Genomic DNA, 22,668 nt, shown 5'->3' on the forward strand with positions numbered 1-22,668 from the left:
ATACAGCCGAATCATCTCTGAATGTATTTATCCTCGAAAAGATAAAAAAGACAGCTATTGAAAATAACTTTAACAATAGCTATCTTAATAAATATTATCTCCATTTGACTTATATCGTCAAGTAAATCATGTTTTTAAAAATAGAGGAAAACGCTTTTAATTATTTTACCAGTACATATGAACTAACTGGTTTTACCTCGATTTGCTGCTGGTTGATTGATAAGAAAGGCTCGGCTTTCGCGTTCTCATGATCCGCCAATACTTCCCATTTTCCATCCATAGGCAAATCAATTTTTTGTACCTTTCGTGAAGGATTAAAAATCACTAAGATCATTTTCCAATGTCCAAATTCTTGAACATCCGCATAAAAGCAGCCGATCACCGGCTTTGGATAAGGAAGAAAACGTATATGCTTTCTTATCAAATCCGCGCGGTGAAAACGAAAAGCTTGATGCGATTTTCTGATTGAAATGATCCCTTTAATATATTCGACATTGTCGGCAAACTGTATTTTACGGTCCCAATCAAGCTGGTTGATTTCATCAGGGGACCGGTAACTATTTCCAACTCCTTTTTTCGTTCGGAAAAACTCCTGTCCACTGTGAAGAAATGGAATTCCTTGTGATAACAAAACCATCACCGTTGCCAATCTGTGATGCTTTTGCTTTATTTCTTCATCTGTTTCTTCTTCACAAATGTTGATTTTATCCCACATCGTATGATTGTCATGAGATTCCACATAATTCACTGACTGAACGGGCTCGGTAAAAATGCCTTTATCCAATTTTTCAAAGCCGATACTGCCAACAAGTAATTGTTTGGCAGACTCGTAATAATACTCGTTGCCGAGCGCATAGCCGCGGTCATACAAGTTAAAGGTGCTTCCCTTGATTGAATCCCGAAACCAATCATTAAATTGCCCGATTCCCGGCAAATATTTTTGGTTGCGGATATTTGCTTTTTTTTCAGGAGGAATTGGGGTGTTTAAGTCCCAGCCTTCACCGATCATGATGACTGTTTCATCAATTTTGGAAACCGCTTTTCTAATCTCATTCATTGTCTCAATATCAATGATTCCCATTAAATCAAACCGAAACCCATCGACATGGTACTCTTTCAACCAAAAAAGGACAGAATCGATAATAAATTTCCTCACCATCCGCCGTTCGGTTGCTAAATCATTTCCCACTCCGGTGCCGTTTGATGGCATTCCATACTCATCATGCCGAAAATAATAGCCGGGAACAATTTTTTCAAATGAAGACTGTTCACGAATATACACATGATTATAAACAACATCCATAATGACCCTTAACCCTTGTTTTTGAATGGAAAAGATCATTTCCTTTAATTCCATTATTCGTTTATAAGGATCATGTGGATTCGTCGAATAGCTTCCTTCGGGAACATTAAAATGCAAGGGATTATAGCCCCAATTATATTTGTTGGCCGGTTTTAATTCATCTACACCTTCAAAATCATGAAAAGGAAGAAATTCAATATGAGTAATACCAAAGTCTTTCACGTAAGAAAGGCACGTCGGCAGCCCGTCTTTTCCGGTTGTACCCGTTTCTCCGGCTCCAATATACATTCCCTTATGTTTCACTCCGCTATTTGGATGAATGGTAAAATCACGAATATGAGTTTCATAAATCACCGCATCAACTGCATGCTTAAATGGCGGTAAAGAAGGTTTTTCCCGGCGGGTCTTTGCCAAGTCAGCAACGACTCCCATTTTACCGTTAGCCGTTGAAGCAACTGCATAAGGGTCAACAGCTTCTTTCCATTCAAGATTTACGCAAACAAGGTATGAATATTGATAACATTCCAAATCCCGATGAACTTCAGTAAACCAAACACCAGATCCCCCTCTTTCCATCGGAAGCGGCTGCAATTCGTTTCCCCCTGGCTCATGAAGCTTCAATCTTACCTTTACTGCTGTAGGAGCCCAAAGTTTAAAAACTGTTTTTTCTTTGGAATAGGTAATTCCAAGGTCGTTTCCATCATAATAAAAACGCTCATCAAAGGTCTCAGTTCGAATGACCGCACCAATTTGAAGGTCTGTTTTTCCCCCGTGTTCATCTATAATCCAATATTGTTTTCCAAATTCCAGTTCTATTTCAGAATAACAAATATATTTTATCGATTCTTCCAGCTTCACAGTTTCGGTTATAGTAAGCTCACAGTTTATTTCTTCATTCGTTAAATGAAAACAAGAAGAAGAGCCGCCGTGATAGGAATTGGGGAGTAAAATCGTTATGACTTGCAAGTCATCTAGATAAGCAAAAAATTGCCTGTCAATCGCAATCAAAAAAGAATCATCTCCTTTTCATCCTCTGCTTCCGCTATCTTATATTCTTTCATTAAAATAGGGAGGAAAGCCTGATGAACTTCAATTTGTATAGGAGCAGAGCCAACGATTTCTTCATCAGAATGGAAAAGTAAGATAAATGATATCTTTTTCCAAAAGCCCATCTTTACTGACTCCTATTCGATATTTTTCTCTTCATCAAAGATTTCCCATTCCATTCTTCGCATGGACGTCGTCTGGCAATACTCAAGAAGCATTTGGGCTGCTTTTAATTGCTTATGCTTCAAAGGAGAACGCAATCTTCTCAAAGATGTAAACCATTCATCAAGATTTCTTTTTTCCACGAGGCGTACATCATAAGGTACTTCTTGGTAATCAATATATCCATTTCTTGAAAGAACCACTTTACGAATTGGAAGATCGATTTCATGTAAGCGGAAAAGCTTTTGAATGATTTTCTCCGTCCGGTTCAAAGCAAGTAAAGGGTTTAAGATTTTTTTCTCTGTATTTTCGTAGCGCTTTGACCAAAACCGATTTTTTGACCCAATAAATACAGCGTGATTTTCTTCTTCCAAAAATGATATACACCACACATCAATAGGGGTTACCATGATAATTTCCAGTTCAACCGGCGCCTCTTTTAACAGAAAGACCGGATTATATAGAACGAGAAATGTGTCCGGGAAGCGCTGAAGGAAGAATTTTAGCTTTTCATCATAATAATATTTGTGATTAACCATTGATTTTTCAGTAAGTGTTGAGCTGGCCCATTTCATTTGAAAACGGAAAAGCTGATCGAGGAATTGCTGCTTTAATTCTTCGATGGAATTTGGGCGAATTGAAAAAGAAGCTGTAAATTGAAGCCCAAAATCCTCCTCTTGTTCATTTTCCTCATCTCGGACAATAATATCATCCTCGTTTTCTTTTGATCTTAAACGAAAAATCCACTTTATTTTATCTATAATCGGCTGTTTTTCATCTTCCAACAATATGGACAAATCCTTTTGGCTGTTTTTGTTATTTACATCCCCATTCTCCCAAATGTCTTTTAATCGCTCCCACTGCTGCCTTTTCAGACGAACAAATCGGGAAGGATATAAAAAGATATCTTGTTCATATCTAGAAACGTAATCTTGAAGTTTGATCAACTGTCCCATCGACATTGCCTTCCTTTAAATTCTTTTATGTTTTGAAGTATTTATACCAATTTATTCAGTTAAAAGCGGAAATGTGGCAACCGCTTCATATTTTGGGGTTTTCTCGAGGCGGGTCCGGTATAAAACCACTTCTTCTGCTTCAAATGTAATCGGCTTTTCTTCAACGCTATTATTTATTGATAAAAAGGATAATGAAAAGGAAGAAGAATCGGTCCATTTTCTGGCTAATGTAATATGGGGAGAAAATGGCCTCGTATCAAGATGAAAACCTGCTTTTTCACATGCGGTAAATACAAGGTTCCTCAATTGATGAAGGCGTTCTTCTTTATTAACTCCTGCCCAGAGAATTCTAGGTGAATCCTTTCTGCCAAAAGTTCCAAAGTGCTGAATTGTCAAAGAAAAAGCACTGGACCCGTCAATGTATTTTTGAACCAGCTCTTTTGTTTTATTTAATTGGCTTTCAGATGCATTGCCCAAAAATGCAAGTGTAAGATGATAATCTTCAGGGTGAACCCACCTCGCAAACTTAAGCTCGCTCTTCAATTGCTCTGCTTTTTCGTGCAACAATTTTTTTGATTCTTTTGACAATCGAACCGCTAAAAAATAGTGTTCGTTTTTCTCCATTCGTTGAATTCGCCCTTTCGAAAATACGTTTTTACCTATTTTAGCAAATCTTTTTACAAATTGGCAGAAATGAGAGACTAGTGAGATTATCGAATAATCTCAGAGAAATAAACCACTTTTCATCTTATTACGCGTTTATAAAGGATGAATTAATTTAACATTTAAACTACAATACAAATATATTTTAATTTATTGAACAGAACAGGAATGGTAAAAAATGAGAGTCGTTGAAAATATAGCAGATCTAATCGGAAATACACCTCTCGTAAAACTTAATCGGCTTGGCCCGAAAGATGGAGCAACTGTCTATTTAAAACTTGAGTTTTGCAATCCAAGTAAGAGCGTTAAAGACCGCGCAGCTTATCATATGATTTCAACAGCTGAAAAAGAAGGTAAATTGAAACCAGGCTCCGTGATCATTGAACCGACAAGCGGTAATACCGGCATTGGACTTGCCATGAATGCAGCCGCAAGGGGATACCGTGCGATTATCGTAATGCCGGATACGATGACGCAAGAAAGGATAAACATTTTGAAAGCGTATGGCGCAGAAGTTGTTTTGACACCTGGGGATGAAAAAATGCCGGGAGCCATAAAAAAGGCAAAAGAGCTTGCTGCTGAAATTCCCGGAAGCTACATTCCTATGCAGTTTGAAAACGAAGCGAATCCGGAAGCTCACCGCCAATCAACAGCACTTGAAATCATTGAATCTATGAAACAAATCGCGAAGCCGTTAAAAGCTTTTGTTGCAGCTGCCGGGACAGGTGGAACCATTACAGGAACTGGGGAAGTCCTTCGCGAGTATTACCCTGATCTAACTGTTCATGTAGTGGAACCTGCAAGCTCTCCGGTGCTTTCAGGCGGAAAGCCCGGCAAGCATAAGCTCGTCGGTACAAGCCCGGGATTTATTCCTGAAATTCTCAATCAAAATGTGTATGATAAAATTCATTTAATTAAAGATGAAGAAGCGTATGACATAACACGGCGCCTTGCGAAAGAAGAAGGAATTCTTGTCGGCCCTTCATCAGGTGCAGCCTGTTTGGCTGCGATTGAAACGGCAAAACTGCTTTCACCGGATGATGCAGTTGTGTGCATTGTTAGTGATACAGGTGAACGATATCTATCGAGTGACTTATTCGAATTTGATTAAGAAAGTAAAAAAAAATGGGTCAGCCCTCCTCTGGCAATAACAACATATAGAATATTTCTTATGTTGTATTAGAGGGGTCTGACCATACAAAAAGCAATGTTATGGAAGTATGGTTCACTCTTGTCTGATAGGTATATCACCTGACATCCAGCGTAAATTTCACTTAGCTGCTAATTCGTAAATGGCCTGTGCATAAATAGCGGTTGCCTTTAATAAGTCATCAATAATGATGTACTCATCTTTTTGATGGGCAACATCCGGCCTTCCCGGAAACAGCGGGCCAAAAGCAACTCCGGACTTTAAAGAACGCGCGTACGTTCCGCCGCCAATTGAAAGCAGCTCTGCCTTCTCACCTGTTTGTTCCTCATATACCTTCTTTAATGTTTGGATAAGAAAATCTTTTTCATCAACATGATGCGGCTTTGAATCAGAGAAATTTTCAATTTTAAAGCCCTCTTTTTTAAGCAGTTGCTCTAGTTGGTCCTTCTTTTTTTTCATATCAGCAGTTACCGGATACCTCAAGTTGATTCCAAGCTGTCCTCCCCGTTCCTTTGTATAGCTGATTTTTCCAACGTTAATCGTTAAGTCCCCTGTTATATCATCAGAATATGGAATGCCAAGTTCCCGTCCGCGCGATTCTTTAGAGAAGTACCTTGTTACAAAAGAAAAAAAGTGCTGCGCTTTCGGATCGATTTTCCATTGGGATAAAAATTCTGCCAGAAGCAATCCTGCATTCACTCCATTGTCCGGTTCCATGCCATGGGCTGATATCCCTTCCAATTCAATGATTAATTCACCGTTATCCACATGGCACTTTCCTTCGAGTTTTCTCTGTTTTAGAAATTCATCAAACCGCTGGATTATTTCTGTTTGACGGTCATGAACGAAGAGCCCCGCTTTCGCGAAATCAGGAACCATATTGTACCTTCTCCCGGAAGTAAATCGAGCTACTTCAATTTTCACATCATCACCATGATTTGCATCATCCTCAAAAGATTGGACAATATCAAAATCAGAAATACCTTTTTCCGCATAAATGATCGGGAAATCTGCATCAGGGGCAAAACCCATGGAAGGCATTTCTTCATATTTAAAATATGTATCCACACAGCGCCAATTGCTCTCTTCATCTGTTCCGATAATCATCCGAACCCGCTTTTTTAAAGGAAAACCGAGTTCTTTTACGATTTTCATAGCATAGTAAGCGGCCATTGTCGGACCTTTATCATCAATCGCGCCGCGGGCAAAAATTTTCCCGTTCCGGATTTCAGCGCCGAATGGGTCGCTTGTCCATCCATCCCCTTCTGGCACAACATCGACATGGCATAGGATGCCGACGAGTTCTTCCCCTTCACCGAATTCCAAGTGTCCGGCAATATTTTCTACATTTTTTGCCTTGAATCCGTCTTTTTCTCCGAGTTCAAGCATAAAGGATAGCGCTTCCTTTACCCCCTGACCGAGCGGAGCATCCGGAGTACTATTTTCTTCATCTAAGACACTTTTAATTTTTAATAACTTTTGTGTATCATAAATCAGTTCGCCTTTTCTTATGTCAACTTCTTTCATCCAATCAATTGCTTCCACACTTTTTCCTCCTTACTGCGTTCCATATATTGCATATGGTAAATCTATCATTTCATTATTATAAATATATTCCCGCTTAAATGCTTTTAAAAAGAAATAAGGCTGTTCTCTCAGCCTTATTTTATGTGAAGCTCCTGATTATAATATGGCGGAACGTTGATCCAGCCCTTTTCTTCCATCATTTTTTTGTAGGAAACAGAAAAGGCCACTTTCGTCATTTGAAATTTTAAAAACTTATATCCGACGTCTGTCCGAACAGATTCTGTCAAGCCTCTGACTGCGGCGGTAATGCCTATCACCAAGTTATAGGCGATGATATTGGCGATTTCCTCATCTGACATTTTCGCTCCGTCCGGAACTGTCCGATAATCTCCGATCACTTTTTCAGGAGTCATATTCGGATTCGGGATTCCTTCTTTCTTAAAAAAATCTTGCAACTCTTTGACCATCGGTCCATGAACATCATGGATCAATTCATTGATTTTCTTTTTTAAGTCTTTGTCCTGGCAAATGTTATAAGAGACTTGTTCAACTCTCATATTCTGTTCGGACGCGACCAACAAAAACCATAAATTCATCACTTCACCCACATGGAGAGGCTTAACTTCATTATCAGTAAATTGTGCAAAGGCGTCTTTGACAATTTGGAAAACGTTCATCTTTATTTCCTCCCTCTATATACTCCCTCTATATACTTTAAAATTCTCCCGAATACTCACGTTTTCTCTAAATTTCATTAACACCTAATAGTTGATCCACCGAAAATCATGGTTATAAATTGAATTTATTTAAATTTCTTACAGATGGGGGGCCATTCTACCAACCAAACTGGTATTGTTTGGTAATAACAGTTATGACCGTGCGCAAAATCTCCACTCATCTCACGGTCGCTAACCCTCCCATGTATCACCGGATTGGGATCCATACATTCCTTCGTCCTGCGTATCCATGAGGTGGAGGTCGGATAAGCTCCTCAGCTGGGTCATAAGCCCGTATGGTAAAAATAAACTCCGACTCGGCACTATTGGTGTTTGTCTTTAGAAATACTTGAAGTATTCGATAGTAATTTGATTAACAAATTGGTTAATAAATCGGTTTAAGCAACTTGTAATGTAATTTGAGGCAAGCCTTGCAATAATTTTGAACCATCAAATTCACACTGTTTTTGACCAATGACAAATAAGACACGTAATAGCTTACAACACAAAGCGATGAGAGACTGTTGCTTTTTTAAAGGCCTTTCAGATCGTTTTGTATAGTATTGATGTAAAGCTTTAAAAGTTGGATTATGGGCAACGAGTGGCCGAATCGCTAGGTACAGAGCTTTACGCAGCCTGCTTCGTCCCCGTTTCGTTATTCTGGTTTGTCCTTTAAATTTTCCAGAACTATGCTCACGTAATGAAAGGCCTGCCAGATTAACTAATTGCTGAGGGTGACTGTACTTTGTGAGATCACCCACTTCAGCGAAGAATAGAGCGACTGTTGTAACACCTAACCCAGAAATATTCATCATTTGCTTAGCACCTGGGATCGTTTCTACAAGAGCTTCTAGCTCCTGATCCAACTCTTCCAACTGCGTTTGATAAAGCTCATATTGGTCAATCAGATATTCCATTTCACGTTTGGCAAACTGAATCCCGATTTGAATTCCAATGCTCTTTTTGGCCGTTTCCACTAGTTTCGTTGCTCGCTTCATTCCAACTCCTCGTTGTACAAATGGCTTCCACTTTGAGAGAATCTCTTCAGGTGTCATTTCTTTAATTTGAGAAGGAAATGGAAACAGTTTTAGCGTGCAAAGAGCTGCTTTTCCTTCCCAATCCCCGAAAACATCGAAAAACTCCGGAAAATAACGTTGAATCAAATTTTGAATACGTCCTTCTGTGATGGCAAGCTGTTGAGTGAGCTGATCTCTTATTTTGACGCCTTCTCTTAGTTCCGCGTAAATGCCGTCTAAGAGATTTGGTACGGAGTATCGGCCGTCTTTAATCAGCTGTGCAATCACTCTGGCGTCTTTTGTATCGTTTTTTGTTGGAGAGTTGTCATCAAGCTCTTTGCTTTTCTTTACATGCATCGGATTGACTAGCACAAAGTCATAGCCCTTTGCGGTAAGAAAATAAGCGAGATTTAACCAGTAAGGCCCGGTTGGTTCAACCCCAAAAATCACATGGTTCTTATCATTTTCTTTTTGGTGTCGATTCACCCAATCTAAAAGCATTTGGAAACCATGTATGCGATTTTCAAAGATCAAGCGTTTTCCAAATTCAATTCCTCGATCGTCTTGTGCCCGTGCCACGTGTTTGTCTTTGGCAATATCAATGCCGATTATTAATGTTGATGGTGTGATTTGCGAGATTTTTCGATTTTGAGTATAATTCATTATTGAGTCCTCCTTGGCAACTTATTAATTCGGGGTCAATGTATTGACACCCTGTACTATACCAAGAGGGCTCTTTTTGTTTCAAACCTCAAATTTCTTCATTACAGGAATGCTCCTCATATGATTTAAAAATATTTTTCCCTGTGAGGACACAAATATCCATTTAAACTTATAAATTTCTTGTGAGAAGGTAGCCAATTAATATGAAAAAGACTGTCAGTGCGATTGCAATCGCAAACATACAAAGAGTCACTTTTCTCCCCGCTGTAAAAAACTCCTCCATGTCTCCGTATTTTTTTGTTAACTGGTGGGAAGCAATGATTTTTTCCCAAATATAACATGACAGAACCAAGGAGAAAGAATATATCAGATAATATGATTGGAAAATTTCCTTCATAACCGGCTTTTTTTATATCAACATACAATAAACTCATCTTGATCCCTCCTCCGTCCTTAAATACGGACGAAATTGGAAAAGGTTTATTTTTTTCATGAAAAAAGCTGCTTAAATAAATAAGCAGCCCAAACTTTTTTTCATTTTAATAACTCGATTATTTCCTCGTTTTTATATTCTACAGCATAGTCATAAGCTGTATAACCATCTGAATCCACGTATGAAGTATCAGCCCCGTATTCAAGAAGCAAAGCCACAAGCTCGGCATCTTCCATAAAAACCGCTGTTATCAAAGGTGTAGACCCATATACATCTACAGTATTCGGATCAGCTCCCTTCTCGAGCAAGAACTTCGCAGCCTCATATTGGCCGTCAAAGACCGCCCAGTGAAGAGCGGTTGAGCCTTCACTATCTTTTTCATTAATGTCTGCACCTTCTTGAAGAAGCTTTTCCATTAACTCGATGTCATTGTCACTGGCTGTCTTCATAAGAGGTGTAGCTCCCTCTACTTCCATTGCAGTCTCAGCCCAGAAATCCAATTTTTCCAATGCCTTTACTCCAAACCAGACTGCCGCAGAAAGACCGGAAATGATTACAATAGAAGCGATCATGCCGAGCCATATCTTTCTTTTTGGCTCCCGGATTTCGGGAACCGAATCAGCCGCAAAAAATTTCGTTAATTCATACAACCTTTTTGGCAAATGGGGGTGGGTTGACAATTTTTCATTCAGCCATACAAAAAAACCTGATTCTTTTTCAATTTGTTCCATATATGCCTCTTGATTTACTTTGGAATAAAGCTCTTTTCCGATTGCCAGCATCGTTAAAGCATTTTTCGAAGCTTCAAGAGAATTTACATAATATGCAGCGTACCGGTCACAAGTATACTCGCAAGCTCTTAAAAAAGCATCGCCAAGAAACGGAATCCACATCGCCGGTAAAAGCAGAAAGCTGATCGTAACATGCTTTCTTCTCAAATGGGCAAATTCGTGCGCCAGAACAAATAAGACTTCCTTTTCCGCATCTCTTTCGATCAGTTCAAAAATGCCCGAATAAAGAACAACCACATTGCGGCGGAAAAAACGCGTTGCGAAAGCATTTAAAATTCCTTCAGACTCGACAATGTAAATGTCCGGTATATTTATCAGTCCCATATCTTTCGCTGTTGAAACTGCCTTATGGTACAGTTCGGGAAACTGCGATTCTCCCAATTTCACACCATTCCGGCGAATTCCTGCAATCATTAAGCTGTGTAAAAAGATAGATAGTAAGATCAACGCCACACCAATAATAATTCCGATCAATGAAAAGGCCAGAAATATATACGTTAAAATCCCAAATAAAAGAACAAATGCAAAATAAACATTTTCCTTTGGATAAACAAGATTATTACGCAGCTGATTCTGATTCATTATTTCAACAGCAATCCTTTCATAAGTATTAAAATATAAAATCACCTGTAAATTATATACAATTTTAACATTTTTGAAAACCGGAAACTTTTTCAAAGGCAATAAACATAATAGCCAGGCCTTTCCCATACGAATTATAGTATGCACTCAAAAAAGGGAGAATCAATGATTCGATAAAAGAATACAAAGGTATATTAATATTTCGTAAATTTGTACTTATCGGTAGAAATTATCTGAAAATATGGTTAAAATAAAAATACAAGGAATGGTCTTATTAGATTTACCGGACATGGTAAAGAAAAGGGGTTGTCTGAGGAAAAGAAAACAGCTACATAGCTTGAAGACATGTTTCTTGATGCAAAAGTCGGTTGCAGGAATATGCCAAAGGTTTGAAAAAAGGATAGGGAGTGGTTTTTTGAAACCTTCAACTAACCGAATGTTAAACCGTATCAAATCCGTCTACTTGTATATTTTGAACAATGGAACTGTAACGACTCAAGATCTTGTAGAAGAATTTGGTATAACTCCTCGTACCATCCAAAGAGATTTGAATGTCTTGGTTTATAATGACTTAGTGAAAAGTCCAAGCCGCGGTAAATGGACAACAACGCAAAAGAAGGTAAAAATGACTTCATAAAATGAAAATAATGACAGGAAATATGAAGGAACTGCCCAAATGATTCGTTTGTTTATACCATGAGGGCCAGTTCCTTATTTATTTAACAAAAATTTTTTTCAAGAGGGGCACTTCCCAATGATTTTATCAAATTAACGGTCCAAACTGTCAAAAGCTCATTAACCAATAAATTCATAAACGTCACGTCGTCCTTATTGAGATTGATATTCCCTTAATTGTTGCAGTTCTTCATCTGTCAGCTCGCGGTATTCCCCTAATTCAAGAGTCTCATCCAGCTTTAAAGGGCCCATGGATATTCTCTTTAAATAAATGACTCTTTTCCCTACCGCCTGAAACATTCTTTTGACTTGATGAAACTTTCCTTCTGTAATCGTTAATTCAATATCTGAAGTTAAACCGGACTTTAATATTTTTAATTCCCCGGGTTTCGTCTTATACCCGTCATCAAGAGTGACACCGTTTTTAAATGCCTCTCTATCCCGTTCTGTTACCTCCCCGTCGATTACGGCAAAATATGTTTTAGGGACATGCTTTTTCGGCGATAACAGTCGATGTGCAAGCTGTCCATCATTCGTTATTAATAAAAGTCCTTCCGTATCCTTATCAAGCCTTCCGACCGGAAAAGGCTCGAAGACAAGATCTTCCATTTCCAACAGGTCAATAACTGTTTCATCTTGATGATCTTCTGTTGCCGACACAACACCCGGCGGCTTGTTCATCATTAAGTAGATGAACTTTTTATATTCAACGGTCTCACCATTTAATGTCACGACATCATTTTCGGGGTCAACCTGCTGCTTGGCATCTTTTACAATTTGGCCGTTTACTCTAACAGCCCCTTCCTTTAATATCTTTTTTACTTCTTTTCTGCTGCCAAATCCTAAATTTGCTAACATTTTATCGATTCTCATTCTCCACCTCGCAGAAAAATATATCATCCATAAGACTCCCGCCTCAATGGCGGTAATAACAAACTTGCATCAGCGGATAAAGTTTCATTTTATCTGGGCGTCTGTCCGTTGCCTTACATTGTATAATCCATAGACTGATACCGTAGTTTCAAAGAAAATGAATAAGGAGTGTGTGCTTGAATGGATAATTATTATCGGCAGCAAGGAACTGGTTTCCCTCAATTTCAAGGATGGCAGGATATCTACCGTCGCCTGGACAGATTAGACCGCAGGGTTGACAGACTTGACCAGCAAGTGGACCGCTTAAACCGCCGACTTGACCGGATCGAACGCCGACTCGGAATCAGGGAAGAAGAATACTATCATTACTAAAACATAAGAAGGTGGTCTCGCTTAAAAGCGGGCCCTTCTTCTTTTTAGATTGGCAGACGAAGTTTTCTCTTTAGTTTGTCAATTCTGCTGCCAAATAATAAATAAATGAGTTTCGATCGATGACCTAAATAAAAGACGATTCCTGCCCCAAATACTGCACAAACCATAACGATGATTAGAGACTGAAATCTTGTTTCCGGCGACAAAAACAATACCGAGAAACGATAGACAAATTTTGTTGCAATATACATAATGGCCGTAAAAATAGCAATAAGCAAACTTCGTCTCGCCACAAAACGAAACGGGTAACGAGCAAAATATTTAATGACAAACAAATTAATGATAATGGCCCCGGTATAGCCGAGTGCCGTTGCTAATACAGCCCCCTGTGTCTCCATTAATTTTATAAGCGGAATATTTAAACTTAATTTTATCAATAAACCAACAAGCAAACTTAACACCGTGAAGCGCTGCTCATTAATTCCTTGCAAAATCGCTGCGGTAACAGAATAAAGAGCAAATAATATCGCAACCGGAGAATATGATTTTAACACCTCTGTTCCAAGATCCGCATGTCCGTAAAAAATAGTGTAAACCGGCTCAGCCAAGAGTGAAAGGCCGATAGCGGCGGGCAATGTCAAAAAGAGAAGCACTTGAAATGTTTGATTAAGCTGACGGTTTAAGCTGTTCCAGTCTTTTTCCACAAATGCTTTCGTAACGCTTGGAACCAGTGTTAATGAAAAAGCAGTCGCCAGCGACACAGGGATAATCACAAGCTTGTGTGTTTGGAAATTAAGAACAGAAAATGCTGACACTGCTTGATTTTTATCAAATCCAAGTGACAGCATTGCCCTTGTGAATGTCAGCTGATCAATAAACTGGAACAAAGGATTGGCTATACCGACAAGAACAAACGGAGCGGCATACGTTAATATTTCTTTATACATTTCTCCTAAAGTAATATCCATCGTACCCTTATCCTGCTCAAGCAGCTTGTCCAAATGAGGTTTTCGTTTAAACCAGTACCAAACTAAAACAGCCAAGCTCCCGATTGCTCCGATAAAAGCGGCAAATGTTGCCACACTGACAGCAGTTACTAAGCTGCCATCGAAAACATTTAAGACAATGTATGCTCCGGCCAATAGGAAAACAATTCGGACAATCTGTTCAACAACCTGTGAAACAGCTGACGGGCCCATTGATTGATGCCCCTGAAAAAATCCGCGGATCAAACTCATAAATGGAACAACGATTAATGCAAAACTTACAGCTCTTATTACGGTCGTAACATCTTCTACTTTTATTTTATCAGCACCTGATGAACTTCCTTTTTCATTTAACATGATTTCAGAAAGAGCAGGTGCGGAAAAGTAAAGTATTAAAAATGATATGATTCCGCTCGCCAACATGACAATGAGTCCAGATTTAAAAAGCTTTCTTCCTACAGCATATTCGCCGAGAGCATTATATTTTGATATAAATTTGGAAACAGCAAGCGGAACACCTGCTGTTGCAATGCTGATAAAAATCGTATATGGTACATAAGAAAATTGATAAAGCGCAGTCCCATAGTCTTTTACAATTGCATAAAACGGAATAACATAAAAAAGGCCGAGAACTTTCGAAATAATCGTTCCCAGTGTCAATATGAAGGTACCTCTTAACAGCTTTGATGACATATAATCCCTTCCTAAAAAGAAAAATAACTCCGACAATGTATTTTATCATAAACTCGAATGGAAGCTGAACTTATCCTGAATTTTCATGTTTTTTTCACACAGCCATATCAGTAGTTTACCTTTCTTTTTCCACATATGCTACCCGTCATCTTCCTCCCGCAAAAACTGTTTCGTTTTCAGCCTGTTTGGAAATGTTTTATAATGAAAAGTGTTTTGAAAGCGAATAGAGAAAAGTTGGTGAAACGATGAGTTTTGATGTGATCGTCATCGGCGGAGGCCCCTCCGGCTTAATGGCTGCGATTGCAGCAGGTGAACAGGGTGCCAACGTGCTGTTGATCGATAAAGGAGAAAAACTGGGCAGAAAGCTGGCGATTTCCGGCGGCGGGCGCTGTAATGTGACAAACCGTCTTCCTGTAGAAGAAATTATCAAGCATATACCCGGAAACGGGCGCTTTTTATACAGTGCATTTTCGATTTTCAACAATGAAGATATCATTTCATTTTTCGAAGGACTCGGGGTAAAACTGAAAGAAGAAGACCATGGAAGAATGTTCCCGGTCAGTGATAACGCGCAATCCGTAGTAAACGCCTTATTGAAAAAATTGGACGATTTGAAAGTTGAAATAAAAACGAATTCACCGGTAAAAGATATCCACTTTGACGACGGAAAAACAGCAATTGTTGAACTAAAGACCGGGGAAATGATAAAAGCGCGATCCATTGTCATTGCAGTCGGAGGCAAGTCGGTTCCTCAAACAGGTTCAACCGGAGACGGTTATGCTTGGGCTGAAAAAGCAGGCCATACCATTACAAAATTATTCCCCACCGAAGTACCTGTCACATCATCAGAGCATTTTATTCAAAATAAAACGCTTCAAGGCCTTTCGTTGCGCGATGTATCATTAAGCGTTTTAAACCCGAAAGGCAAACCGCTGATCACCCATCGAATGGATATGATCTTTACGCATTTTGGAATCAGCGGACCGGCAGTACTCCGCTGCAGCCAATTCGTCGTTAAAGCGATGGACAAATGGAATCTGCCGGAAGTTACAATGAGCCTTGATGCCATTCCAGATAAGAAGGAAGAAGAACTTTTTCAAGAGATTGTTAAACTTATCAAAGCGGAACCGAAAAAAGCGGTTAAGAACACACTAAAAGGGCTTGTTCCGGAAAGATACCTTTTGTTTTTGTTAGAAGAAAATAGTATTGATCCATCCATACAAGGTGCGGCTGTCTCACACGAAAAACTTCGCAGCTTTGCCCATAGCTGCAAACAGTTCAAAATTAAAGTAAACGGAACTCTCCCGATTGAAAAAGCGTTCGTTACCGGCGGCGGAGTTTCCGTCAAAGAGATCGAACCGCAAACGATGGCTTCTAAAAAAATGCACGGGCTTTATTTTTGCGGGGAAATCCTTGATATTCACGGATATACCGGCGGCTATAACATTACAGCAGCACTTGTTACCGGCAGGCTTGCCGGCCTGAATGCTGCCATTTATGCCTTGAAAGAGAACCGGCCGTAAAACTTGGCCGGTTCTTTTACGTTTCGGCTTATACCCGATAAATCACCATCGCAGTAAAACAGTAAATTTGCCCCTCTTCATCTTCTTTAATGGCGGCGGCATTGTACTTAATGTCAACAATTTTGTGCTCATCCAACTGTTTCAGAAAGTAGTTCATTTCAACTTCCAGATCGGCTTCGTGCTCCTCATCAAACAGTTTCACTTGAATCAACAGACTCTCCCTTTCTAAACTTTTTAATTATTTTATCCAAATATTTTAAATTTTATAATATTATTAAAATTAAAATTTACAAACTTTTCAGATAATATTATAATAATTGCTATATCTATTTTGTGGTACAATGAAGAAATTTTTTCAAAAGGAGGAACTTTAATGGCTGTTAAAATAAGTGCTTTAAGCCAATCTAAGCAAAACCAAAATGCCACATCGCTGAACTACTCTCAAATTGCTCAATCTTCTTTATTTAAACGCCTTTTAAGAAAAAAAAGAAATTTTATTCTGCCTTTTTCTTTATTCTTTCTGGCCTTTTATTTTACTCTTCCAGTTTTGACAGCATACTCTGACATCTTAAACACTCCGGCATTTGGCCCAATCAGTTGGGCCTGGGTATTCGCTTTTGCACAATTTATCATGACTTGGTCCCTTTGCATTATTTATACAAAGAAGGCTTCTGAATTTGACAAAATCGTTGAAGAAATTTTTGAAGAAAATTAAAAATAAAAGGGGAAATTCAATTAATGAACCTACTTGCATTTTGGCTATTCTTGATTATCGTCGGATTAACACTTGTGATTACGTATTATGCGGCTAAAAAAACAAAAACAACGAGTGATTTTTATACGGCTGACAGCAGGTTGACAGGTTGGCAAAACGGTCTTGCCATCGCCGGAGATTATATGTCAGCTGCATCTTTCCTCGGAATTGCCGGGATGATTGCTCTTACAGGCTTTGATGGATTTTTTTACAGCATCGGTTTTCTGGTTGCCTACCTTGTTGTCCTATATTTTGTTGCGGAACCCCTGCGCAATCTTGGCAAATATACAATGGCTGATATGATCACAGCTCGTTTTGATAATAAAAAAGTACGCGGTGTCGCAGCCTTGAATACGATGGCGATTTCCACTTTTTATATGATTGCCCAGCTTGTCGGAGCAGGCGGGCTGATCAAGCTTTTGCTTGGAATTGATTATATTTATTCTGTTCTTATTGTAGGAATTTTAATGACCATTTACGTCGTGTTCGGGGGGATGACTGCTACCAGTTGGGTGCAAATTATTAAAGCCGTTTTATTAATGGTTGGAACTTTTATAATTTCCGTGATCGTTTTTGCCAAATTTGATTTCAATGTAATGAAAATGTTTGCGGAAATGAAGTCTTCAACACCTTTGGGAGAATCGTTCCTTAACCCGGGCAATAAGTTTAAGAACCCTCTCGATATGATGTCACTGAATCTAGCTCTTGTATTAGGAACTGCCGGACTGCCGCACATTCTAATCCGTTTCTTTACGGTAAAAGATGCGATTACGGCACGTAAATCAGTTGTTTACGCAACATGGATTATTGGAATTTTTTATGTGATGACGATTTTCCTTGGATTCGGAGCAGCAGCATTCGTAGGTTTTGATAAAATTACCGCTGCCGATGCAGGCGGAAACATGGCAGCGCCGCTATTGGCTAAAGCTTTAGGCGGGGACTTCTTATTTGCTTTCGTTTCCGCAGTAGCTTTTGCCACAATACTGGCGGTTGTGGCAGGTCTGGTTCTTTCTGCTGCATCTGCATTTGCCCATGATTTTTACAGCAATATTATCCGCCGCGGCCAGGCAACGGAAAAAGAACAGGTTGTTGCGGCGCGCTGGGCATCAATCGGGGTGGCGGTCCTATCCATTTTACTGGCTTTATTTGCACAAAAATTAAATGTTGCATTCCTTGTCGCATTGGCGTTTGCCGTTGCAGCTTCCGCGAACTTGCCCGTAATTTTATTTACAATCTTTTGGAAGAGATTTAATACAGCAGGAGCTGTTACGGGGATGCTGTTCGGCTTAATCAGTTCTCTCGTTCTAGTGGCAATCGGTCCAAATGTTTGGTTCCCTGAGGTCGGGAAAGCGATTCTTGTTGGCGAGCCTCTTTTCAACTTGGCTAATCCGGGCATTATCTCGATTCCTCTCGGATTTATCGGAGCGATCGCGGGTACCCTGCTTACCTCGAAAAAAGAAGATGTGAAAAAATTTGATGAAGTTTTGGTGAAAGCGAACACCGGCATTCATATTCAATAAAGTCGAAGGATGGAGATTGGAAAAACCTCCATCCTTTTCCTTGTCCATCGCAAGCAGCTATCTAGGTTAACCAGGGTGCTTGCGCTTTTCGATGTATTTACTTAAATTCCACTTCGCCTTTCCATTCAATCATGCCGCCCACCATATTCCGCACCTTAAATCCCTGATCTTGTAAATAATAGCAAACAATTTCGCTGCGATGGGCGGCACGGCAAATAATAATGTACTCTTTCTCTTTATCAAAATAGTCCAGGTTTTCCGGAATATCGCCCATTCGAATATGCTTTGCACCTGGAATGATCCCTTGAGCTACTTCATAATCTTCTCTTACATCGACCATTTCTAATTTTTCTCCGGCTTCAAGCTTCTTTTTCAATTCCTCCGGAGTTATAATTTCTATTCTTTCGATCATTATCACCCTTACTTATTTATTCATAAACAAAAAATTGGGGTTTCACTGGGTGATCCTTCACCATTGCCTCATCCGAAAATTTTCGTAGTTTTATATAGTAGGCAAAATCTCCCGCACAGCCGCCAATTAAAAACGCTCCAAGCAGTGATAAAAACATGACATTAAAAATGATTCCCAGCAGGAATGGAATAGCCCCTGTAATAAAGAAAGGCAGCATAAGAGCAAACCTCATATCCTTTACTTTGATCACATTTTTGCTATGAGCATATGCAACGCCTTTTTTCCAATCAATACCCCATGCAATCTTATTCCAAGGGACTTTTCCGGCATACCGAAAACCTATTATATGCATAATCTCATGTACAATAATACCAATTAAGAAACAAACAATAAAGAACAGAAAACTGCCAAGTGTAATTTGAAAATCTGATTTGTTATGAAGAAATCCATGCATTATAGCTGCAATGATGATCAAACCAATTGTTAAGGCGAATGAAACGATTGTTACGGCCAAAACAGAAAAGGTCACGACTGTCTCACGTATATTTTTGATTTCCACTTTATCCCCCTATTCAGCTGTTCTTTAAAAAACTATACGAAAAAAATAGCTGATTTGTTCCAAAAAAAATCCCCCGTATTGGAAACCGGGGGATGAACATGTTAATTTGCGACAATATTTACGAGTTTTCCTGGCACAGCAATGACTTTCCGAACGGTTTTTCCATCAATTTGTTCTTTAATTTTATCATCGTCCATCGCAATTTGCTCTAATGTTTCTTTCGTTGCATCAGCAGGCACGAACAGCTTTGCTTTTACTTTTCCGTTTACTTGAACAACGATTTCGATTTCATCATCCACAAGCTTTGCTTCATCATATGCCGGCCAAGCTTCATAAGCAATCGTACCGCTGTGTCCAAGCTTTTCCCAAAGCTCTTCAGCAATATGCGGACATATTGGAGAGAGCAATTTCACAAAACCTTCCATATAAGCTTTCGGAAGAACGTCAGCTTTGTATGCTTCGTTAATAAATACCATTAATTGAGAAATCGCAGTATTAAAGCGCAAGCCTTCAAAGTCTTCCGTCACTTTTTTAACTGTTTGATGGTAAACTTTTTCAAGGACTTGAGCATTGTCGGTTTCTTGAATTTTTGGATTGAGCGATCCGTCTTCTTCTACAAACAAGCGCCATACACGGTCAAGGAAGCGGCGGGAACCATCCAGCCCATTTGTTGACCAGGCTTTGGAAGCGTCAAGCGGACCCATAAACATTTCATATAATCGGAGTGTATCAGCCCCGTGGCTTATTACGATATCGTCAGGGTTGACAACATTCCCTCTTGATTTGCTCATTTTTTCATTATTTTCACCAAGAATCATACCTTGGTTATACAGCTTTTGGAATGGCTCTTTTGTTGGAACAACTCCAAGATCATATAAGAATTTATGCCAGAAGCGTGCATATAGTAGATGAAGAACGGCATGTTCTGCACCGCCGATGTAAATGTCAACCGGAAGCCATTCTTTCAGTTTTTCAGGATCTGCTAACGCATTTTCGTTCCTTGGGTCAATATAACGCAAATAGTACCAGCAGCTTCCCGCCCATTGCGGCATTGTATTTGTTTCACGACGGCCTTTCTTTCCTGTCACTGGGTCGACAACATTTACCCATTCCTCGATGTTAGCCAAAGGTGATTCACCTGTGCCGGACGGTTTGATTTCTGTTGTTTTTGGAAGGGTCAGCGGCAGCTCTTCTTCCGGAACAGCCGTCATTGTACCGTCTTCCCAATGAATGATAGGGATTGGCTCACCCCAATAACGCTGGCGGCTGAACAGCCAATCACGAAGGCGGTATGTTACCTTCTTCGTGCCGATTCCTTTTTCCTCAAGCCAACTAATCATTTTATTGATTGCTTCTTCCTTATTCAGACCGTTAAGAAATCCTGAGTTTACATGCTCTCCGTCTCCGGTATAGGCTTCCTTCTCAATATTTCCGCCTGCAACTACTTCTTTAATCGGGAGACCAAATTTTTTCGCAAATTCATAGTCACGCTCATCGTGGGCCGGCACTGCCATAATCGCACCTGTTCCATAGCTGGCAAGTACATAATCCGCAATCCAGATCGGCATTTTCTCGCCGTTAGCCGGGTTGATCGCATAAGCGCCCGTAAATACACCTGTTTTTTCCTTTGCTAAATCAGTCCGCTCAAGATCGCTTTTGCTCTTGATTTGATCGATGTACTTTTCAACTGCCTCACGTTGCGAATCAGTTGTAATTTCTTTTACTAATGCATGCTCAGGAGCTAGCACTGCGTAAGTTGCCCCGAAAAGTGTATCCGGGCGGGTTGTAAATACGGTAAATGTGCCGTCATGACCTTCGATGTTAAAGGTAATTTCTGCACCTTCAGAACGGCCGATCCAATTGCGCTGCATTTCTTTAATGCTTTCCGGCCAATCCAATTCTTCTAAATCTTCCAGCAAGCGGTCAGCATAGGCAGTAATTTTCAGCATCCACTGTTTCATTGGACGGCGTTCGACCGGATGGCCGCCGCGCTCACTTTTCCCATCAATGACTTCTTCATTTGCCAAAACAGTTCCAAGTGCAGGACACCAGTTAACAGGCACTTCATCAATATAGGCAAGTCCTTTTTCATAAAGCTTTAGGAAAATCCATTGTGTCCATTTATAATAGTCCGGATCTGTCGTATTGATTTCACGATCCCAATCATAGGAAAATCCAAGCGATTTAATTTGCCGGCGAAAATTATCAATATTGTGTTTCGTGAATTCTGCCGGATCATTTCCCGTATCAAGGGCATACTGTTCAGCAGGCAATCCGAATGCATCCCATCCCATCGGGTGAAGAACATTATATCCCTGCATCCGCTTCATGCGCGACAAAATATCTGTAGCGGTATATCCTTCCGGATGGCCGACGTGAAGCCCTGCACCTGAAGGATATGGAAACATATCGAGAGCATAAAATTTCCTTTTGCCTTTTTCTTCGCTTGTTTTAAAAGTTTTATTTTCTTCCCAATATTTCTGCCATTTCTTTTCAATTTTCTGATGATCAAAGCTCATTGTTTTTCCTCCTGTTTACTGAATTGTATTTAAATCGTTATGGTGAGATCGTTTAAATCAGCTTTATTTAAGGGGTGCAAAATGGTGTTTTTCGACCATACTCATTAACAAGACCTTTAAATATAAAAAACCTCTCATCCCAAAAAGGGACGAGAGGATTATGTATAGTTCTCCCGCGGTACCACCCACATTAGTGTGCAACCACACTCACTTCATTCATCCTTAACGCGGAAAACGGCAAGCATTACTAACATTTTCACACTTGCAACTCAAAGGCGAGTTCATGATGTGCCCGGCTGGCTTGCACCGACCGCCAACTCTCTTATACGGGCGAGTCCACCATTACTACTCCTTTTCACTGTCTTTCTCAATATTAACTATAGGGATATTGATATTGTAATAAATTTCCCTTCAGGATGCAAGCGGGCCAATCATTAAGGAGCCTGTAATGGATATTATAATCTCCATTAAGGAAAAGGTGACAAAGAAATTAGGAAACAGCTTGAGAAAAGATGATTTCCAATGAGCTTTACTAAAAAGTCTTCTCTAAATTGAATACATTCGTACTGACAAACATACACATAGCTTTTCAAGATACGCGAAATCCACAACGAAATTGGAAAACACCTTTTTTAGCTTGTTTCTTTAATGATCCGTTAATGTTTATGTAAAATGATCTTTTCAAAGCTTCCTTTTCACTTGTGGAAAATGCTTTTTGATCAATCAAGAACTTGCGCTTTAATATTCTTTACCTCAAAAAGGAATATTGACAA

The 22,668-nt window shown here is 39.6% G+C and carries 21 protein-coding genes and 1 other annotated feature; of the genes, 6 read left to right on the forward strand and 15 right to left on the reverse strand.

Going from position 1 to position 22,668, the window contains the following annotated elements:
• Nucleotides 1–160: 160 nt before the first annotated feature.
• The 4 genes from pulA to thpR are packed head-to-tail and all read right to left on the reverse strand — an operon-like array spanning nucleotide 161 to nucleotide 4,092.
• Nucleotides 161–2,311 carry a type I pullulanase gene (pulA, locus tag C0966_RS11365; protein ID WP_274855592.1) on the reverse strand — a complete coding sequence of 717 codons (2,151 nt, stop codon included), beginning with the start codon at nucleotides 2,309–2,311 and terminating at the stop codon, nucleotides 161–163.
• Entirely contained in the window at nucleotides 2,308–2,475 is a 168-nt protein-coding gene (locus C0966_RS11370) for a hypothetical protein (RefSeq protein ID WP_274855594.1), read from the reverse strand. The genes pulA and C0966_RS11370 overlap by 4 nt, the downstream gene beginning before the upstream one ends.
• 12 nt (nucleotides 2,476–2,487) lie before the next feature.
• Nucleotides 2,488–3,468 (reverse strand): nuclease-related domain-containing protein, encoded by a 981-nt coding sequence (locus C0966_RS11375; RefSeq protein ID WP_274855596.1) that lies wholly within the window; start codon nucleotides 3,466–3,468, stop codon nucleotides 2,488–2,490.
• Nucleotides 3,469–3,519: 51 nt separating this feature from the next.
• Nucleotides 3,520–4,092, reverse strand: a complete 573-nt coding sequence (gene thpR / locus C0966_RS11380; protein WP_274855598.1) for an RNA 2',3'-cyclic phosphodiesterase — start codon at nucleotides 4,090–4,092, stop codon at nucleotides 3,520–3,522.
• 217 nt (nucleotides 4,093–4,309) lie between these two features.
• Between thpR and cysK the strand changes: the two genes are divergently transcribed.
• A complete protein-coding gene (cysK, locus tag C0966_RS11385) occupies nucleotides 4,310–5,242 on the forward strand; it encodes a cysteine synthase A (protein WP_274855600.1) in 933 nt (310 codons plus the stop codon).
• A 159-nt stretch (nucleotides 5,243–5,401) separates the two neighbouring features.
• Here cysK and pepV read toward each other — a convergent pair whose 3' ends face one another.
• The 5 genes from pepV to C0966_RS11410 form a co-directional block, all read right to left on the reverse strand.
• Nucleotides 5,402–6,826: a dipeptidase PepV gene (gene pepV, locus C0966_RS11390; protein WP_274855601.1), complete on the reverse strand. Its 1,425-nt coding sequence runs from the start codon at nucleotides 6,824–6,826 to the stop codon at nucleotides 5,402–5,404.
• Nucleotides 6,827–6,942: 116 nt separating this feature from the next.
• A complete protein-coding gene (locus C0966_RS11395) occupies nucleotides 6,943–7,485 on the reverse strand; it encodes a DUF3231 family protein (protein ID WP_274855602.1) in 543 nt (180 codons plus the stop codon).
• Between the two features lie 437 nt (nucleotides 7,486–7,922).
• Nucleotides 7,923–9,203: an IS110 family transposase gene (locus C0966_RS11400; protein ID WP_274854009.1), complete on the reverse strand. Its 1,281-nt coding sequence runs from the start codon at nucleotides 9,201–9,203 to the stop codon at nucleotides 7,923–7,925.
• 125 nt (nucleotides 9,204–9,328) lie between these two features.
• Nucleotides 9,329–9,637: a hypothetical protein gene (locus C0966_RS11405; RefSeq protein WP_274855603.1), complete on the reverse strand. Its 309-nt coding sequence runs from the start codon at nucleotides 9,635–9,637 to the stop codon at nucleotides 9,329–9,331.
• 100 nt (nucleotides 9,638–9,737) lie between these two features.
• On the reverse strand, nucleotides 9,738–11,009 hold the full coding sequence (locus C0966_RS11410; protein WP_274855604.1) for a M48 family metallopeptidase: 1,272 nt from the start codon (nucleotides 11,007–11,009) through the stop codon (nucleotides 9,738–9,740).
• A 415-nt stretch (nucleotides 11,010–11,424) separates the two neighbouring features.
• Between C0966_RS11410 and C0966_RS11415 the strand changes: the two genes are divergently transcribed.
• Nucleotides 11,425–11,646, forward strand: coding sequence for a DeoR family transcriptional regulator (locus C0966_RS11415; RefSeq protein ID WP_274855605.1), 222 nt, complete (start codon nucleotides 11,425–11,427; stop codon nucleotides 11,644–11,646).
• A gap of 191 nt (nucleotides 11,647–11,837) precedes the next feature.
• Here the strand turns inward: C0966_RS11415 and C0966_RS11420 are convergent, their stop codons facing one another.
• Nucleotides 11,838–12,557 (reverse strand): pseudouridine synthase, encoded by a 720-nt coding sequence (locus tag C0966_RS11420; protein WP_274855606.1) that lies wholly within the window; start codon nucleotides 12,555–12,557, stop codon nucleotides 11,838–11,840.
• Nucleotides 12,558–12,737: 180 nt separating this feature from the next.
• Here C0966_RS11420 and C0966_RS11425 point away from each other — a divergent pair, with 180 nt between their 5' ends.
• Nucleotides 12,738–12,929, forward strand: a complete 192-nt coding sequence (locus C0966_RS11425; RefSeq protein WP_274855607.1) for a hypothetical protein — start codon at nucleotides 12,738–12,740, stop codon at nucleotides 12,927–12,929.
• Nucleotides 12,930–12,973: 44 nt separating this feature from the next.
• On the opposite strand, the gene C0966_RS11430 is transcribed toward C0966_RS11425, so the two are convergent.
• Complete coding sequence (locus C0966_RS11430; RefSeq protein WP_274855608.1) at nucleotides 12,974–14,608, reverse strand: putative polysaccharide biosynthesis protein; 1,635 nt, start codon at nucleotides 14,606–14,608, stop codon at nucleotides 12,974–12,976.
• Between the two features lie 245 nt (nucleotides 14,609–14,853).
• Between C0966_RS11430 and C0966_RS11435 the strand changes: the two genes are divergently transcribed.
• Nucleotides 14,854–16,131: an NAD(P)/FAD-dependent oxidoreductase gene (locus C0966_RS11435; RefSeq protein WP_274855609.1), complete on the forward strand. Its 1,278-nt coding sequence runs from the start codon at nucleotides 14,854–14,856 to the stop codon at nucleotides 16,129–16,131.
• A 28-nt stretch (nucleotides 16,132–16,159) separates the two neighbouring features.
• On the opposite strand, the gene C0966_RS11440 is transcribed toward C0966_RS11435, so the two are convergent.
• A complete protein-coding gene (locus C0966_RS11440) occupies nucleotides 16,160–16,342 on the reverse strand; it encodes a sporulation protein Cse60 (protein WP_274855610.1) in 183 nt (60 codons plus the stop codon).
• Between the two features lie 162 nt (nucleotides 16,343–16,504).
• On the opposite strand from C0966_RS11440, the gene C0966_RS11445 reads away from it, so the two are divergent.
• Together C0966_RS11445 and C0966_RS11450 are read left to right on the forward strand one after the other, a co-directional pair.
• The gene (locus C0966_RS11445) at nucleotides 16,505–16,846 is read left to right on the forward strand and encodes a DUF485 domain-containing protein (RefSeq protein ID WP_274855612.1); all 342 of its coding nucleotides are present in this window, start codon (nucleotides 16,505–16,507) and stop codon (nucleotides 16,844–16,846) included.
• A 23-nt stretch (nucleotides 16,847–16,869) separates the two neighbouring features.
• On the forward strand, nucleotides 16,870–18,405 hold the full coding sequence (locus tag C0966_RS11450; RefSeq protein WP_274855613.1) for a solute symporter family protein: 1,536 nt from the start codon (nucleotides 16,870–16,872) through the stop codon (nucleotides 18,403–18,405).
• Between the two features lie 97 nt (nucleotides 18,406–18,502).
• Here the strand turns inward: C0966_RS11450 and C0966_RS11455 are convergent, their stop codons facing one another.
• The 3 genes from C0966_RS11455 to leuS form a co-directional block, all read right to left on the reverse strand.
• Nucleotides 18,503–18,817 carry a rhodanese-like domain-containing protein gene (locus C0966_RS11455; protein ID WP_425535927.1) on the reverse strand — a complete coding sequence of 105 codons (315 nt, stop codon included), beginning with the start codon at nucleotides 18,815–18,817 and terminating at the stop codon, nucleotides 18,503–18,505.
• A 16-nt stretch (nucleotides 18,818–18,833) separates the two neighbouring features.
• Complete coding sequence (locus tag C0966_RS11460) at nucleotides 18,834–19,376, reverse strand: DUF3267 domain-containing protein (RefSeq protein ID WP_274855614.1); 543 nt, start codon at nucleotides 19,374–19,376, stop codon at nucleotides 18,834–18,836.
• A 101-nt stretch (nucleotides 19,377–19,477) separates the two neighbouring features.
• On the reverse strand, nucleotides 19,478–21,895 hold the full coding sequence (gene leuS / locus C0966_RS11465) for a leucine--tRNA ligase (RefSeq protein WP_274855616.1): 2,418 nt from the start codon (nucleotides 21,893–21,895) through the stop codon (nucleotides 19,478–19,480).
• 142 nt (nucleotides 21,896–22,037) lie between these two features.
• Nucleotides 22,038–22,263: a binding site (T-box leader), on the reverse strand.
• Between the last annotated feature and the right edge of the window lie 405 nt (nucleotides 22,264–22,668).

This window comes from Bacillus methanolicus (genome assembly GCF_028888695.1).
Lineage (GTDB): Bacteria > Bacillota > Bacilli > Bacillales > Cytobacillaceae > Bacillus_Z > Bacillus_Z methanolicus_B.